This is a genomic window from Pelagibius sp. 7325 (assembly GCF_037652055.1).
Lineage (GTDB): Bacteria > Pseudomonadota > Alphaproteobacteria > Kiloniellales > Kiloniellaceae > Pelagibius.
The window spans coordinates 207,091-222,777 of the sequence record NZ_JBBKAH010000003.1 but is presented as its reverse complement, the minus strand read 5'-3'; the positions used below and the strand labels follow the sequence as shown (position 1 = coordinate 222,777).

The following is a 15,687-nucleotide window of genomic DNA, read 5'->3' as shown; positions in this document are numbered from 1 at the left end:
AACCTTGATCCGTTGAGCCGGCCGTTCCTGATCCCCGCCGCTGCCTCTTTCCGCAGATGCAGTGGAGGCGCCGGCGGTCCCGCTCTGTCGGGGGACCCTCTATATAGGATGGCCGGGCCCGCAGAGAACTGCTCTTACGGTTGCAACCGTAAGATTGCTGACAGCATGACGCCAGCAGCCGGGAAGCCTCAAGGAATGTTCGTTGTTTTCAATTTCGAAAATGACGGAGCTATCCTATACTGAAACGGTCAGGGAGGCGATCATGAACAGTATCGGCAGGGTGGCGCCGGGGGTGGCCAACCCGGTGGAAACCGGCGCGCGCAGCGAGTTGAACCAGCGCCAGGAGCAGATCATCGCCCTGGTGCGCGAGCGCGGCTTCGTCGCCATCGAGGCGCTGGCCGAGCACTTCGACGTGACGCCGCAGACCATCCGGCGCGACATCAACCAGCTTTGCGAACTCGGCCTGCTGCGGCGTTACCACGGCGGGGCCGGGCTGCCGTCCAGCGTGGAGAACCTCGCCTACCAGACCCGCCAGGTGCTGCACCAGGAGGAAAAGGCGCGCATCGCCCGCGTGCTGGCCGCCGAGATCCCCGACAACGCGTCCCTCTTCATCAACATCGGCACCACGACGGAGGAGGTGGCCAAGGCCCTGGTCGACCACAACGGGCTCCGGGTCATCACCAATAACCTCAATGTTGCCAACATCTTGGCAGGAAAGCCGGATTTCGAGGTGATCGTCACCGGCGGCGTCGTGCGCAGCCGCGACCGCGGTATCGTCGGCGAAGCCAGCATCGACATCATCCAGCAGTTCAAGGTCGACTTCGGCATCATTGGCATCTCCGGCATCGATGACGACGGTACCCTGCTGGACTTCGACTATCGCGAGGTGCGCGCCGCCCAGGCCATCATCAAGAACTCGCGCCAGGTGTTCCTTGCCACCGACCACACCAAGTTCGGCCGCAACGCCATGGTCCGCCTCGGTCACGTCGACGAGATCGACGCCCTCTTCACCGACCGGGTGCCGCCCCAGGCGATGACGGACATCCTCGCCGCCGCCGAGGTGGAACTCCACGTCGCGCCCTCCTGATGCGCCGGGCGGCTCCCGGTTCCACGGCCGGATTGGTCGAGTCCCCCACGCTTCTGTAAGAGCCGGCTGCCGCGAGAATGTTCGTTTTCTGCCGTCCGAATTTCACCGAAACGGCTGATTGCCGTCACTTTATCGGGGTCAAAGGCTTCAGAATCCAACGGCTTGTTCAAAAATGTTCGGAAATGAAAAATTCCGATTGTCACTGTACGTAAGCCTCCCTTATGCTTCCCGGCAGATGAGAAACCCGGCCTGGCGGCCGGAACGACCCGGAAACCGGGCGGAGATTGGGGAGGCGGGCTGTCGGACATGGCCGAAGTTCTCGACATCGTCGTGGTTGGGGGCGGCATCAATGGTGCCGGAATCGCCCGCGATGCCGCCGGCCGCGGCCTCTCCGTGTTGCTTTGCGAAAAGAACGATCTTGCCAGTGCCACGTCGTCGGCCAGCACCAAGCTGATCCACGGCGGCCTGCGCTACCTCGAGTACTACGAGTTCCGCCTGGTGCGCGAGGCCCTGATCGAGCGCGAGGTGCTGTTGCGCGCAGCACCGCACATCATCTGGCCGCTGCGCTTCGTACTGCCGCACAACAAGGGCCTGAGGCCGGCCTGGATGATCCGCCTCGGCCTTTTCCTCTACGACCACCTGGGCGGGCGCAAGCTGCTGCCGGCCTCTGAGGGCATCGACCTCACGCGGCACCCGGCCGGCGAACCGCTGGAGGCCGGGCTGCGCAAGGCCTTCGTCTACTCCGACTGCTGGGTGCAGGATTCGCGTCTGGTGGTGCTGAACGCGATGGACGCGGCCGAGCGCGGCGCCGAGGTTCTGACCCGCACCGAGTGCCTCTCGGCCCGCCGCGAGGGCGCGCACTGGCGGGTGGTGTTGCGCGACCGGCATGACGGCAGCCAGCGCGAGGTCGAGGCGCGCGCCCTGGTGAACGCCGCCGGGCCCTGGACCGCCGAATTCATCGAGCGGCGCGTCGGGCTCAACAAGGCAAAGTCGCTGCGCCTGGTGAAGGGGTCGCACATTGTGGTGCCGAAGCTCTTCGACCACGGCTTCCCCTACATCTTCCAGAACCCCGACGGGCGCATCGTCTTTGCGATTCCCTACGAGGACGACTTCACGCTGATCGGCACCACCGACGTCGACTTCACCGGCGATGCCGCGGCGGTGACGATTTCGGAGGAAGAGACGCGCTATCTCTGCAACGCGGTCAACGCCTACTTCAAGCGCCAGATCTCTGCCGCCGACGTGGTGTGGACCTACTCGGGCGTGCGCCCGCTCTACGACGACGCGGCGGAGAGCGCCGCGGCGGCGACCCGCGACTACGTGCTGGAACTCGATGCCGGCCCGGGACGCGCGCCGCTGCTGAGCGTCTTCGGCGGCAAGATCACCACCTTCCGCAAGCTGGCCGAGCATGCCATCGAGAAGCTCGCGGAGTCGCTCGGCCCCCTGGGCGCGCCCTGGACCGCCGGTGCCGCGCTGCCGGGCGGCGACATGCCGAACGCGGATTTCGAGGGCTGCCTGCGGCGCTTCCAACAGGATCACGCCTGGCTGCCGGCCGATCTCGCCCGGCGCTACCTGCGTAACTACGGCACCCGTGCCGAGCGGCTGCTCGCTGGCGCGCACGATCTGGCCGGGCTCGGCGAGCATTTCGGCGACGGCCTCTATGCCGTAGAGATCGATTATCTGATGCGCTACGAGTGGGCCGAGACAGCCGAGGATGTGCTGTGGCGCCGCTCCAAGCTGGGACTGCACGTGAGCGACGGGCTCAAGCAGAACCTGGACGATGCCTTCAAGCGCCGGCGCCTGGCCAACGATCGGCAGGAGACGGCCTGATGACGCTGGAACTGCGTAATGTCAGCAAGCAGGTCGGTGCCGAGACGCACATCCGCGATGTCAGCCTGACCCTGGAGAAGGGCTCGCTGAACGTTCTGCTCGGCCCCACGCTGTCGGGCAAGACGTCGCTGATGCGCCTCATGGCCGGGCTCGACCGGCCGACCGCCGGCGACATCCTGGTCGACGGCAAGAGCGTCGTCGGGCTGCCGGTGCAGAAGCGCCGCGTCGCCATGGTCTACCAGCAGTTCATCAACTACCCCACCCTCAGCGTCTATGAGAACATCGCCTCGCCGATGCGGGTCTCCGGCGCCGACAAGGCGACGATCGACCGCAAGGTGCGCGAAGCGGCGGAGCTGCTGAAGCTGACCCCCTTCCTGGACCGTGTGCCGCTCAACCTTTCCGGCGGCCAGCAGCAGCGCACCGCCATCGCCCGCGCGCTGGTGAAAAAGGCTGACCTGGTGCTGCTGGACGAGCCCCTGGCGAATCTCGACTACAAGCTGCGCGAGGAACTGCGGGTCGAGCTGCCGCGCCTCTTCGGCGAGAGCGGTGCGATCTTCGTCTACGCGACGACGGAGCCGCACGAGGCCCTGCTGCTGGGCGGCAGGACGGCCACCCTCAGCGAAGGCCGGATGACGCAGTTCGGATCGACCATCGACGTCTACGGCCGGCCGGCCGACCTGATCACCGCGCAGACCTTCTCCGACCCGCCGCTGAACGTGGTGCCGATGCACAAGAGCGGCGGCCATCTCAGCTACGACGGCAAGTCGATCGCGGTGCCGGCGGGGATCGAGGGCCTTGCCGACGGCACCTATAAGGTGGCAATCCGCCCGCACCACCTGCTGCTGCATCCGCCCGCGGGCGCGGCCATCGAGGTGGAGGCATCTGTCTCCACCACGGAGATCACCGGGTCCGAAAGCTTCGTCCATGTCGAGCACGGCGGTTCGCGCTGGGTGGCGCTGACCCACGGCATCCACCGGGTCGAGATCGGCGACAAGGTACCGGTCTATCTGGATCCGGCCGGCTTCCTGGTGTTCGATGCCGAGGAGCGCCTGGTGGCGGCGCCGGCGGCCGGCAGCTGGCGTGCGTCGGAGAGGAGCTGACGATGGCACGGATCACCCTCGACAAGCTCGCTCATTCCTATCTCCCGAACCCCAAGCGCGAGGCCGACTTCGCGCTGAAGGAGATCGACCACGTGTGGAATGACGGCGGCGCCTATGCGCTGCTCGGCCCGTCGGGCTGCGGCAAGACCACGCTGTTGAACATCATCTCCGGCCTGCTGGTGCCCTCGCGCGGCCAGATCCGTTTCGACGACCAGGACGTGACCCACCTGGCGCCGGAACAGCGCAACATCGCCCAGGTGTTCCAGTTCCCGGTGATCTACGACACCATGACGGTGGCGCAGAACCTCGCTTTCCCGCTGGCCAACCGCGGGGTTGCGAAGGATGAGATCAAGAAGCGCGTCGCCGAGGCGCTCGAGATGCTTGATCTCGCCGGCAAGGCCAACCGCAAGGCGCAGGGCCTGACCGCCGACGAGAAGCAGAAGATCTCGCTGGGCCGCGGGCTGGTGCGCTACGACGTCAACGCGATCCTCTTCGACGAGCCGCTGACGGTCATCGACCCGCACATGAAGTGGCAGCTGCGCACCAAGCTGAAAGAGCTGCACCGCCGCTTCGGCCACACCATGATCTACGTGACCCACGACCAGACCGAGGCGCTGACCTTCGCCGACAAGGTGGTGGTGATGTACGAGGGCGAGGTGGTGCAGATCGGCACGCCGGAGGAGCTGTTCGACCAGCCGGCGCACACCTTCGTCGGCTACTTCATCGGCTCGCCGGGGATGAACGTCCTGCCTTGCGAGGTTGCCGGCGACCGCCTGCGCCTCGGCGGCAGGGAGATCGTCCTGGACCGCCGCTACCCGCCGCTCGCCGGCAGGACCGAGATCGGCGTGCGTCCCGAGTTCGTGCGCCTGGCGCCGGCCGGGCAGGGGCTGCCGATCTCCATCACCCGGGTGGAGGACATCGGCCGCTTCAAGATCGTGCGCGCGGCGCTGGAAGGTCATGCCTTCGATGCCGTCCTCTCCGAGGGCAGCGAGGTGCCTGAGGGCGCCAGCGCGGTGGTCGATCCGGCGCGGATCAACGTTTACCAGGACTCCCACCTGGTGCGGCCCGAGGCGGGAGGGAAAGGCTGAGCCATGGAAAAGACGCTCAACAACAAGGCGTGGTTCATGGTGCTGCCGGTGCTACTCATCGTGGCGCTGAACGCCATCGTCCCGCTGATGACGGTAGTGAACTATTCGGTCCAGGATACCTTCGGCAACAACCTGTTCTTCTTCGAGGGCACGCGCTGGTTCCGCGAAGTGCTGGCCTCGGATCGCTTCCACGATTCGCTGCTGCGCCAGTTTTTCTTTACCTTCACCATCCTGATCATCGAGATCCCGCTGGGCGTCGCCATCGCTTTGACCATGCCGCGGCGCGGCTTCTGGTCCTCTGTCTGCCTGGTGCTGATGGCGCTGCCGCTGCTGATCCCCTGGAACGTTGTCGGCGCCATGTGGAACATCTATGCGCTGCCCGACATCGGCCTGCTGGGCTACGGCCTCAACTGGTTGGGTATTCCCTTCGATTACACCCAGCAGCCCGTCGCCGCCTGGTTCACCGTCATCCTCATGGACGTCTGGCACTGGACCTCGCTGGTGGTGCTGCTGGCCTACGCCGGCCTGCGCTCGATCGACGACAACTATTACCGGGCGGCGCAGATCGACGGCGCCTCGCGCTGGGCGGTGTTCCGCTACATTCAGTTGCCGAAGATGAAGCACGTGCTGACCATCGCCGTGCTGCTGCGCTTCATGGACAGCTTCATGATCTACACCGAGCCCTTCGTGCTGACCGGCGGCGGACCCGGCAACTCCACGACCGTGCTGTCGATCGACCTGGTGAAGGCGGCGCTCGGCGAGTTCAACCTCGGCGTCGCGGCGGCCATGAGTATCATCTACTTCCTGATGACGCTGCTGGTCTGCTGGCTCTTCTATACGATCATCATGCAGGGAGAGAAGAAATGAAGCATCGCCGCTGGCTGGTGCCGACCCTCTATATCCTCTTCCTCATGCTGCCGATCTATTGGCTCCTGAACATGTCGTTCAAGACCACCAACGAGATCCTCGGCGGCTTTTCCTGGTTTCCGGCGGAGTTCACCGTCGCCAGCTACGTGAAGATCCTGACCGATCCGACCTGGTACATGGGCTACGTGAACTCCATCATCTACGTGGCGCTGAACACGGTGATATCGGTCGCCTTCGCGCTGCCGGCGGCCTATGCCTTCTCGCGCTACCGCTTCCTCGGCGACAAGCACCTGTTCTTCTGGCTGCTGACCAACCGCATGGCCCCGCCAGCGGTCTTCGCGCTGCCCTTCCTGCAGCTCTACTCGGCACTGGGCCTCTTCGATACCCATTTCGCCGTGGCGCTGGCGCACTGCCTGTTCAACATTCCGCTGGCGGTGTGGATTCTGGAGGGCTTCATCTCCGGCGTGCCGCGGGAGATCGACGAGACGGCCTACCTGGACGGCTATTCCTTCCCGCGCTTCTTCACCAAGATCTTCATGCCGCTGATCGGCAGCGGTATCGGCGTCACCGCCTTCTTCTGCTTCATGTTCTCCTGGGTCGAGCTGCTGCTGGCCAAGACGTTGACCTCGGTGGAGGCGAAGCCCATCGCCGCGGTGATGACGCGCACCGCCAGCACGTCGGGCTACGAGCTGGGCCTGCTGGCGGCGGCCGGCGTGCTGACCATCATCCCGGGCGCGATCGTCATCTACTTCGTGCGCAACTACATCGCCAAGGGCTTTGCGATGGGGAGGGTGTGACCCATGAACCTGTCTTGGATGGCCTGGACCTGGCAGACCGGTACTTTCTTCGGCGTGATCGCGCTGCTGCTGATCGGGATGACCGTCTGGGAGCTCGCGCGGCCCGGCGGCGCGCCGCGCCACGGCGTCTTGGGCCTCGATACGACCCGCGGCGACCGGCTGTTCATTTCGCTGCTGGGCAGCGCCTTCATCCACCTCGGCTGGCTGGCTCTGCTGCCGTTTCCGCTGTGGTGGGCGCTGGTACTGTCGGTGGTCTACGCGTTTTTCGTGTTTCGGTACGTGTAAGTGGTTTTTGGGTAAGTGGCTTTAGGGAAGGTGCGATGCCGAGGCATCGCACTGACAGTGTCGTCAACAAGAACACGCAAAGGGAGGATATCCTATGAGAAGATATCTACTAACGACGGCGACGGTGCTTGCCATGGTGGCAAGCGCGGGCGCCGCCAGGGCGGACATGGCCGCCGCAGAGAAGTGGGTGGACAGCGAATTCCAGCCTTCGGCACTTTCCAAGGCCGAGCAAATGGCCGAGATGGAGTGGTTCATCAAGGCGGCCGAGCCCTTCCGGGGCATGGAGATCAACGTCCTGTCGGAAACCATTCCGACACACAGCTATGAGTCCGAGACCCTCACCAAGGCGTTTCAGGAAATCACAGGCATCAAGGTGAACCATCAGCTGCTCGGTGAGGGCGAAGTGGTCCAGGCGGTGCAGACGCAGATGCAGACGCAGCGCAACCTCTACGACGCCTACATCAACGATTCGGACCTGATCGGTACCCACTCGCGCCTGCAGCTGGCGGTGAACCTTACCGACTTCATGGCCGGCGAGGGCAAGGACGTCACCAACCCGGGTCTCGACATCGACGACTTCATGGGCAAGTCCTTCACCACCGGCCCGGACGGCAAGCTCTACCAGCTGCCGGACCAGCAGTTCGCGAATCTCTACTGGTTCCGCAAGGACTGGTTCGATCGCCCGGACCTGAAGGAGCAGTTCAAGGCCAAGTACGGCTACGACCTGGGCGTGCCGGTGAACTGGTCGGCCTACGAGGATATCGCCGAGTTCTTCTCCGAGGACGTGAAGGAGATCGACGGCGTGCGCGTCTACGGCCACATGGACTACGGCAAGCGTGCGCCGGACCTGGGCTGGCGCATGACCGACGCCTGGCTCTCCATGGCCGGCGCCGGCTCCAAGGGCCTACCGAACGGCGTGCCGATCGACGAGTGGGGCATCCGCATGGAGGAAGGCTCCTGCAACCCGCAGGGCGCTTCCGTCTCGCGCGGCGGCGGCACCAACGGCCCGGCCGCGGTCTACGCGATCCGCAAGTGGGACGAGTGGCTGCGCAAATACGCCCCTCCGGGTGCGGCCAGCTACGACTTCTACCAGTCGCTGCCGGCGCTCAGCCAGGGCAACGTCGCCCAGCAGATCTTCTGGTACACGGCCTTCACCGCGTCGATGGTGGCGCCGAAGTCGGAAGGCAACAACACCGTCGACGACAGCGGCAAGCCGCTGTGGCGGATGGCGCCGAGCCCGCACGGCCCCTATTGGGTGGAAGGCCAGAAGCTCGGCTATCAGGACGCCGGGTCCTGGACGATCCTGAAGTCGACGCCGACGGAGCGTGCCAAGGCGGCCTGGCTCTACGCCCAGTTCGTCACCTCCAAGACGGTGGACGTGAAGAAGAGCCATGTCGGCCTCACCTTCATCCGCGACTCCTCCGTGCGGCATGAGAGCTTCACCGAGCGCGCGCCGAACCTCGGCGGCCTGGTCGAGTTCTACCGTTCGCCCGACCGTGTGATGTGGTCGCCGACCGGCATCAACGTGCCCGACTATCCGAAGCTGGCGCAGCTGTGGTGGCAGCAGATCGGTGACGTGAACTCCGGCGCCTTCACCCCGCAGGAGGCCATGGACCGTCTCGCCGGCGAGATGGACCAGGTGATGTCCCGCATGCAGGCGGCCGACGAGCAGGCCAACGTCTACGGCGGCTGCGGCCCGCGCCTCAACGAGCCGAAGGATCCCTCGGAGTGGCTCGGCAAGGAAGACGGCCCCAAGGCCAAGCTCGACAACGAGAAGCCGAAGGGCGAGACCATCGCCTACGAAGAGATCATCAAGCGCTGGCAGTAAGTCAGGGCATGATTTCCGCGCCGGGGGCCAGGCAGGCTCCCGGCGCGCCTCTGATCAGCCACGGCTGATGGGCCCGGACCTCTCGTCAGGGCCCGCCGCTTGGATACGTCGATGAACGGCCAAGCAGCATTTTCCTCCAGAGAACTCGTGAAGGGGGCGGTCGTTCGGCCGCCCCTCCTTTTTTGCCTCGGGCCTAGCGCAGCTGATGCTGGACTGCGTGCAGCAGCGCCGTCATCAGGGCGATGTCGCTTGTGCCGCGCGGCAGGCCGTTGTCGCGGCGGAAGGCATCCGCCGCCGCCGCGATGTCGCCGCCGGTGACGTCGTAGCCGAGTGCCTCCAGCAGCTGTGACACCGTCGCCGTTGGCTGCCGGCCGATCGTGCCGCCAGCGGCGGGCAGCTTCGTGCCGCCCAGGCGGTTGTCGCTGATCGGCTGGGCGGCGAGCGTGGCGAGGGCGCGTCCCTGGTCCGGCGTGGCCACGAAGAAGTCGGCCAGCACGCGCAGCTCGCCGCCGGCGGCGACGAAGCTGGGCAGGCTGCGCTCCGTCGGCGTCGCCTCGCAGAGCGCCACGGTGCCGGCCCTCTCGGCGCAGCCGAAGTGCAGGCTGACGGCATGCGGCCAGTCGCTGCGATAGCCGGCGCGCAGATAGGCGGCGCGGCCACGCCGGGCGGCGGCCTGCAGATCGCTGTTGTCCCATTGCAGCCCGAGCCAGCCGGTCTCGTGCCCGATGGGCTGCTGCAGCGTGACCACGGCCCAGTTATTGGTCAGGTTGGCGAGGCTGACGCCGCCCTGCGGATTGAAGCCCGGCGCGACGGTGAACTCGGCGATCTTGGAGTCGGCGAGATAGCTGTCCTTCTGGTAGGCGGCGATGAAGTGCAGTTCCTGCGGGCGGAACCAGCGGCCTTCGCGGCCGGCATAGAGGCAGCGCGCCTGGGTCAAGACCTGAGCGGGGCCGATCAGGATGCCGGTACAAAAACCCTGGCCGGCGAGGTTCACCCGGCCGAGCGCGCTCCAGGGGTATTCCTGGGCATCCACGGTCATCCGCCCGGCGAGCGAGGGGCGCGCCTCGGGCGCGCTGGCCGCCGGCGTCACCGGCGCCGTCTCGCGGAGCGATTGCGGCGTGCCGCAGGCCTGGAGCAGGAGCAACAGACCCGCGCCGGCCGCCAGCTTGAGCGCAGAGGCGGTCGTTCTTTCGGGGCACTGCCGCATTGTCGATTCCTTCCTGCCGGAGTCTCCGTGGCGCGGGCCCCCACGCTACCCGCTTTCGGCGGCCACGTCCTCTTTCGCGCCGGTTCCTCTTTCGCGCCACATCGCGGCTTGTCGCCTCGTCTTTGCGGCGACTTTTGAATCCAAGCGATGGAGGGCCCGTGGCATACTCCGCCGCGGCCGTTCCTCGACGGAACGAGCCAAAAAACAGTAAGGAGCATCAGATGAAGCCGTTGTTCAGCCGTCTTGCCGCGACCGTTCTGCTCGCGGCGGCGGTCGTTGCCGCCCCGATCGAAGCGACTGGAATCCGGGCCACCGCGGCGCAGACCACGGCGCCGGCGCGGGTGATCGGCGGGCCGCTGGCGGCCGTCAACGTCGTGCAGATGAGCGTGGCGCCCCTCAGCGACCAGAGCCGGGGCTGCGGCCTCGAGTCCGACCTCATCCTCGACGCTTTCCAGCAGCCGGTGACCGAGCAGGGGATCGTCATCCAGCAGTCGGCGCATGTCTGGATCCAGCTGCAGGCCACGACCCTGCGCTATGAGGGCGACATCTGCATCACCTACCTCGAGGCGCGCGCGATCCAGAACACCCGCTATTTCGACCGCAAGACGGAGACCGAGCGCAGCGGCCGGGTGCTGCTGTGGAACGACGGCGGCCTGTTCGTCACCGGCGCGTCCAACCATGGCGTCAGCACCAACATCGGCTGGCGCGACCTGGCCCGCAGCTTCATGCGCAAGTGGCAGATGGACCAGTAGAAGCCGGCCGAGCCGTTGCGGAAACTGGGCTGAAACACGCCTCTTGCAATGCTCAGATCATAAGTTTACGAATTAATTAATCGGGAGATGCCGGAACCGTTCTCCGGCGCCCCGGCTTCAAGAAGTGACCCCTAGAGCGCCCCCGCCCCCGTCCTCCCTGGCGGGGGCGTTTGCTTTCGCCCCGTTTGCAATCGCCGGGGCGCTGCCTAGAGTGCCTTTGACGTCGGGGACAGGCTTTAAGGAACGATTCATCAAGAATTGTGCGGTTAAGATGCGGCCGAATGAGTGAGTAGGGAACCATGACGAAACGAGAGAACGACAAGCAGAGGGACCCGGCAGAAGAATTGCCGGAGGCCGCGCCGGCTACCGACCGCGAAGCAACGCCGGTCGGTCACCCCGGTCCGCAGAAGGCGTACCGCAACCTCGATTTCCTGGAGAGCTCCTCGGCGCGTTCGCTGCGCATCCTCTCCGAGTACGTGGAGCCCAACGCGCGCTTCAAGCACTACAAGATCGATGACACCATCATTTTCTTCGGCTCGGCGCGCATCCTGTCGCGCGAGGAGGCCGAGAAGCGCCTGGAAGTCGCGCGCGCCGAGGATGGCGACTTGAAGATCGCGCAACGCAATCTCGACATGTCGCGCTACTACGAGGCGACGCGCGAACTGGCCCACCGGCTGACCGTGTGGTCGAAGAGCCTGCCGGAGGACGACCGCCGCTTCGTGGTGTGCTCGGGGGGCGGCCCCGGGATCATGGAGGCGGCCAACCGGGGCGCCTCCGAGGCGCGCGGCCTGAACATCGGGCTCAACATTTCGCTGCCGATGGAGCAGATCGACAACCCTTATGTCAGCCGCGAACTGAACTTCGAGTTCCACTATTTCTTCATGCGCAAGTTCTGGTTCGCCTATCTGGCCAAAGCGGTCGTCGTGATGCCGGGCGGCTTCGGCACCCTCGACGAGTTCTTCGAGCTGCTGACGCTGGTGCAGACCGGCAAGATCCGCAAGCAGATGCCGGTGGTCCTGTTCGGCAGCAAGTACTGGTCCGAGGTGATCAATCTGGAAGCGCTGGAGCGGTACGGCACCATCAACGCCGAGGATCTGGAGCTGTTCTTCCGCACCGACTCGGTGGACGAGGCCTTCGACTTCATCACCGACCAGCTGACCTCCTACGCCCTCGACATTCCGGGCCCGCGCCTCTAGCTTTTTCGCCATGAAGCCCGAGAACTACCTGCTGGCGCAGGCGCAGAACAACGCCTGGGCGAACCATCGCCTGCTGCAGGCCTGCAGCGCGCTGCCGCAGGCGGAACTCGATGCGCCGCGCGTCGGTTTCTTTCCCTCGCTGCTGGCGACCTTGAACCACATCCTCATCGTCGACTGGTTCTACGTCGACGCGCTGGAGGGCGGCAGCCTGGGCCTTGCGGCCTTCACCGACGAGGTGCCCTGCAAGACCATGACCGATCTTCGGCGGGAGCAGGCGGCAGTCGACCAGCGACTCGTCGCCTTCTGCGCCGCGCTCGATGAGGCTGCGCTCGGCAAGGCGGTACGCCTCATCCGCGGCGACCACGACCAGATCGAGCGCTGCGACCGGGTGCTGCTGCATCTTTTCGAGCATCAGATCCACCACCGCGGCCAGGCGCACGGCATGCTGTCGGGCACGGCGGTGGCGCCGCCGCAGCTCGACGAATTCTTCATGGCGGAAGAGGCGGCATTGCGGCGCGGCGATCTCGCGGCGCTGGGCTGGAACGAGGACGCGCTGTGGCGCGATTGGCCGGCCCCAAAGTAGCGCGCTACGTCGCTTTCTTCACATCTTCATAGGCGGCGAGCGCGCGGGCGCGCGCGGCCTTGTGGTCGACCATGGGCGCCGGATAGGTCTCGCCGAGGGTCACCTTGGCTTTCTTCAGGACCTCCTGCGATGCTTCCCACGGCCGGTGGATTACGTCGTCCGGCAGCGCCGCGATTTCCGGAACCCAGCGGCGGATATAGTCACCCTTGGGGTCGAACTTCTCGCCCTGGCTCACTGGATTGAAGATGCGGAAGTAGGGCGCGGCGTCGGCGCCGCAGCCGGCGACCCACTGCCAGCCGGCGGCGTTATTGGCGAGGTCGGCGTCGACCAGCGTGTCCCAGAACCAGGCCTCGCCGCGCTGCCAGGGAATCAGCAGGTCTTTGATGAGGAAGGAGGCGGCGATCATGCGCACGCGGTTGTGCATCCAGCCGGTCGCCCACAGCTGGCGCAGCCCCGCATCGACAAGGGGAAAGCCGGTGCGCCCCTTGCACCAGACGGTGAAGGCGTCGTCATCGTCCTGCCAGGCAAAGGCGGCGAAGGCCTCGCGCCACGGCTTCTCCGGAAAGTCGGGCCAGTGGAACAGCAGGTTGTGCGAGAAGTCGCGCCAACCGAGCTGACGCAGGAAGGCCTCGGCGGCACCGTCGTTCAACGCACCGGCCGCGACCGCATGACGCGTCGCCTGCCAGACCTGGCGCGGCGAGATCTCGCCCCAGTGCAGGTGCGGCGAAAGGCACGATGTGCCTTCGTGGTCCGGCCGGTCGCGATCGTTCTTGTAGGTCTTCGCCGCGGTGTCCAGAAACGTCCCGAGCCTTTGGCCAGCGCCTTTTTCCCCGGGCGTCCAGCGCTCCCGCAGGCCGCCGGCCCAGTCGGGCCTGGTCGGCAGCAGGGTCCAATCCTCGAGGGCCTCGCTGTCGATGCCGTCGAAGCCCTTCAGCTTCTTCGGAGGTGCGAGCGGCGCAGGCGGCGCGCCGCCTGCAAGCAGCGCCTTCCAGAACGGCGTGAAGACCTTGTAGGGCTCGCCCTGGCCCGTCTTCAGCTCCCAGGGCTCCACCAGCAGCGCGCCGTTGAAGGAAGCGACCTCGATACCGTCGCTCTTCAACAGTTCTTTGAGTTTGCTGTCGCGCGCGACGGCGTGGGGCTCGTAACAGCGGTTCCAGAACACGGCGCCGGCATCCGTCTCCTTCGCCAGTCGCGGCAGGACGTCCTCGGCCTTGCCGCTTCTCAGGCAGAGCGGCGCGCCGAGTTTTTCCAGGTCCCGCGAGAGCGCTGCCAGGCTGTGATGCAGCCACCAGCGCGCGGCACCGCCGGGAGCCCAGTCGCCGCTGTCGTCGAGAATGAACAGCGCCAGCACCGGCGCACCGCGCTCTGCAGCGGCAGCAAGCGCAGGGTTGTCGGCAAGCCGCAGATCCTGGCGAAACCAGATGATGACGGGCGAGTGGAGAGGCATGGAAGGGGGCGCGTGCTGTTGTGTCGGGGTGGCTACATCCCCGGGGCGACGTTCTGCGGTCCTTCATCTATACGCAGGGCACCGCCTAGCCGATCACCGGAAACAACTAAGTTTCCGTTCTACCCCCGATACCTTGTGGGTTGTGACATTTTTTGTAAAATGCAACTCATGCGGACGGCCGAGGGGCGCGGCAATCCCTTCCGCTGTGTCCGGCACACACTGTGATCGAGGAGGCACTTCCATGAAGACCGTTTCCCGTGTGCTCATTGCTGCTGCCCTTGCGGCACCCCTGGCGCTCTCGTCCGTCGCGATCAAGGCACAGGATCTCGCCGAAACTGCGGCCGCTAGAGGACAGTTCGAAACCATGATGGCGGCGGTGAAGGGCGCCGGCATGGGCGACATCCTGAAGGGCGAGGGGCCCTACACGATCTTCGCGCCGACAGACGCGGCCTTCGCCGAGCTGCCGGCAGGCACGATCGAGGACCTGATGCGGCCGGAGAACAAGGAGAAGCTGGCCAGGTTCGTCAGCTATTACATGGTCCCGGGCAAGGTGACTTCCGACGACATGCGCAACAAACAAATGACCGCCAAGACGCTCGGTCGGAACCAACTGGACATCAATTCCCTAAATGGCGGCGTGCGCGTCGACAAAGCCATGGTCGTCGAGAGCGACATCGAGGCGTCGAACGGCGTGATCCACGCCGTCGACACGGTCGTCATTCCGGAATAGGCGCCTGAAGCTGATTGCGATGGCGGCTCGGGTTTCCCGCTGTCCGCCATCGCCGGCTGCCACGGCCGCCCCGAGATTTCGGGGCGGCCTTTTCTCTCTCACGCCGGTGCCGTCCGGTGAAAGGCTAAGCGACCGTCGCTGCCGAGCAGGGGGCCGAAAGGGGGTTATACGCGGGAGGCGCCACAGCCGATCACCGCAAAACGAATATTTTTTCTTTTTATTGCCAATGGCTTGACGCCTGCATTGGGGGCCTTAGTTGGGCGCTCAGTCGGTTGCGCCGCTGCGCTCAGTTGGTTGCCGGCCGAGATCCGACGTCCGTTCAACTCAATGGAGGCTCCCCCCAATGAAGTCCCTTTCCCGCATGCTCTGCGCCGCCGCGATCGCCGCGCCGCTCGCTTTGTCCGCCACCCTTGCGAAGGCCGCCGACATCGTCGACACCGCGGTGTCCGCCGGCCAGTTCGAGACCCTGGTCGCCGCGGTGAAGGCCGCCGGCCTGGTCGACACCCTGAAGGGCGACGGTCCCTTCACCGTCTTCGCGCCGACCGATGCGGCCTTCGCCAAGCTGCCGGCCGGCACCGTCGAGGATCTGCTGAAGCCGGAGAACAAGGACCGGCTGGTCGCGATCCTCACCTACCACGTGGTGCCCGGCAAGGTGATGTCCTCCGACATCGCCGGCAAGATGACCGAGGCGACCACCGTCGAGGGTGACGCGCTGACCATCGACGCCATGAAGGACGGCGTCACCGTCGACGACGCCAAGGTCATCCAGGCCGACATCGAGGCCTCGAACGGCGTCATCCACGTCATCGACACCGTGGTGCTGCCGCAGTAACGCCCCTTCCTCCCATCCGTTACTGCACAAGGTTGCGGCCGCTCCTCCCCCGGAGCGG

General features: G+C 65.8%; 15 protein-coding genes. 13 read left to right on the top strand and 2 right to left on the bottom strand.

What is annotated here, in order from left to right:
- Positions 1-262: 262 nt before the first annotated feature.
- The 8 genes from WDC82_RS10165 to WDC82_RS10130 all read left to right on the top strand — a co-directional run bounded on the left by WDC82_RS10165 (position 263) and on the right by WDC82_RS10130 (position 8,882).
- Entirely contained in the window at positions 263-1,087 is an 825-nt protein-coding gene (locus WDC82_RS10165; RefSeq protein ID WP_340117188.1) for a DeoR/GlpR family transcriptional regulator, read from the top strand.
- A 306-nt stretch (positions 1,088-1,393) separates the two neighbouring features.
- Entirely contained in the window at positions 1,394-2,917 is a 1,524-nt protein-coding gene (gene glpD / locus WDC82_RS10160; protein ID WP_340117187.1) for a glycerol-3-phosphate dehydrogenase, read from the top strand.
- Positions 2,917-4,017: an ABC transporter ATP-binding protein gene (locus WDC82_RS10155; RefSeq protein WP_340117186.1), complete on the top strand. Its 1,101-nt coding sequence runs from the start codon at positions 2,917-2,919 to the stop codon at positions 4,015-4,017. Before glpD ends, WDC82_RS10155 begins: the two co-directional genes overlap by 1 nt.
- A gap of 2 nt (positions 4,018-4,019) precedes the next feature.
- Positions 4,020-5,105 (top strand): ABC transporter ATP-binding protein, encoded by a 1,086-nt coding sequence (locus tag WDC82_RS10150; RefSeq protein ID WP_340117185.1) that lies wholly within the window; start codon positions 4,020-4,022, stop codon positions 5,103-5,105.
- A 3-nt stretch (positions 5,106-5,108) separates the two neighbouring features.
- Positions 5,109-5,972: a sugar ABC transporter permease gene (locus WDC82_RS10145; protein WP_340117184.1), complete on the top strand. Its 864-nt coding sequence runs from the start codon at positions 5,109-5,111 to the stop codon at positions 5,970-5,972.
- On the top strand, positions 5,969-6,769 hold the full coding sequence (locus WDC82_RS10140) for a carbohydrate ABC transporter permease (RefSeq protein WP_340117183.1): 801 nt from the start codon (positions 5,969-5,971) through the stop codon (positions 6,767-6,769). Before WDC82_RS10145 ends, WDC82_RS10140 begins: the two co-directional genes overlap by 4 nt.
- A gap of 3 nt (positions 6,770-6,772) precedes the next feature.
- Entirely contained in the window at positions 6,773-7,054 is a 282-nt protein-coding gene (locus tag WDC82_RS10135; RefSeq protein WP_340117182.1) for a DUF2160 domain-containing protein, read from the top strand.
- Between the two features lie 94 nt (positions 7,055-7,148).
- Positions 7,149-8,882: an ABC transporter substrate-binding protein gene (locus WDC82_RS10130; RefSeq protein ID WP_340117181.1), complete on the top strand. Its 1,734-nt coding sequence runs from the start codon at positions 7,149-7,151 to the stop codon at positions 8,880-8,882.
- A gap of 193 nt (positions 8,883-9,075) precedes the next feature.
- Here the strand turns inward: WDC82_RS10130 and WDC82_RS10125 are convergent, their stop codons facing one another.
- A complete protein-coding gene (locus WDC82_RS10125; RefSeq protein WP_340117180.1) occupies positions 9,076-10,089 on the bottom strand; it encodes a trypsin-like serine protease in 1,014 nt (337 codons plus the stop codon).
- Between the two features lie 221 nt (positions 10,090-10,310).
- Here WDC82_RS10125 and WDC82_RS10120 point away from each other — a divergent pair, with 221 nt between their 5' ends.
- From WDC82_RS10120 to WDC82_RS10110, 3 genes are all read left to right on the top strand, one after another.
- On the top strand, positions 10,311-10,841 hold the full coding sequence (locus WDC82_RS10120) for a hypothetical protein (RefSeq protein WP_340117179.1): 531 nt from the start codon (positions 10,311-10,313) through the stop codon (positions 10,839-10,841).
- 299 nt (positions 10,842-11,140) lie between these two features.
- On the top strand, positions 11,141-12,037 hold the full coding sequence (locus WDC82_RS10115; protein WP_340117178.1) for an LOG family protein: 897 nt from the start codon (positions 11,141-11,143) through the stop codon (positions 12,035-12,037).
- Between the two features lie 10 nt (positions 12,038-12,047).
- Positions 12,048-12,620 carry a DinB family protein gene (locus WDC82_RS10110; RefSeq protein ID WP_340117177.1) on the top strand — a complete coding sequence of 191 codons (573 nt, stop codon included), beginning with the start codon at positions 12,048-12,050 and terminating at the stop codon, positions 12,618-12,620.
- A 4-nt stretch (positions 12,621-12,624) separates the two neighbouring features.
- Here WDC82_RS10110 and WDC82_RS10105 read toward each other — a convergent pair whose 3' ends face one another.
- Positions 12,625-14,067 carry a deoxyribodipyrimidine photo-lyase gene (locus WDC82_RS10105; RefSeq protein WP_340117176.1) on the bottom strand — a complete coding sequence of 481 codons (1,443 nt, stop codon included), beginning with the start codon at positions 14,065-14,067 and terminating at the stop codon, positions 12,625-12,627.
- A gap of 241 nt (positions 14,068-14,308) precedes the next feature.
- Between WDC82_RS10105 and WDC82_RS10100 the strand changes: the two genes are divergently transcribed.
- Positions 14,309-14,797, top strand: a complete 489-nt coding sequence (locus WDC82_RS10100; protein WP_340117175.1) for a fasciclin domain-containing protein — start codon at positions 14,309-14,311, stop codon at positions 14,795-14,797.
- Positions 14,798-15,158: 361 nt separating this feature from the next.
- Positions 15,159-15,629: a fasciclin domain-containing protein gene (locus WDC82_RS10095; protein ID WP_367576130.1), complete on the top strand. Its 471-nt coding sequence runs from the start codon at positions 15,159-15,161 to the stop codon at positions 15,627-15,629.
- Positions 15,630-15,687 lie beyond the last annotated feature (58 nt).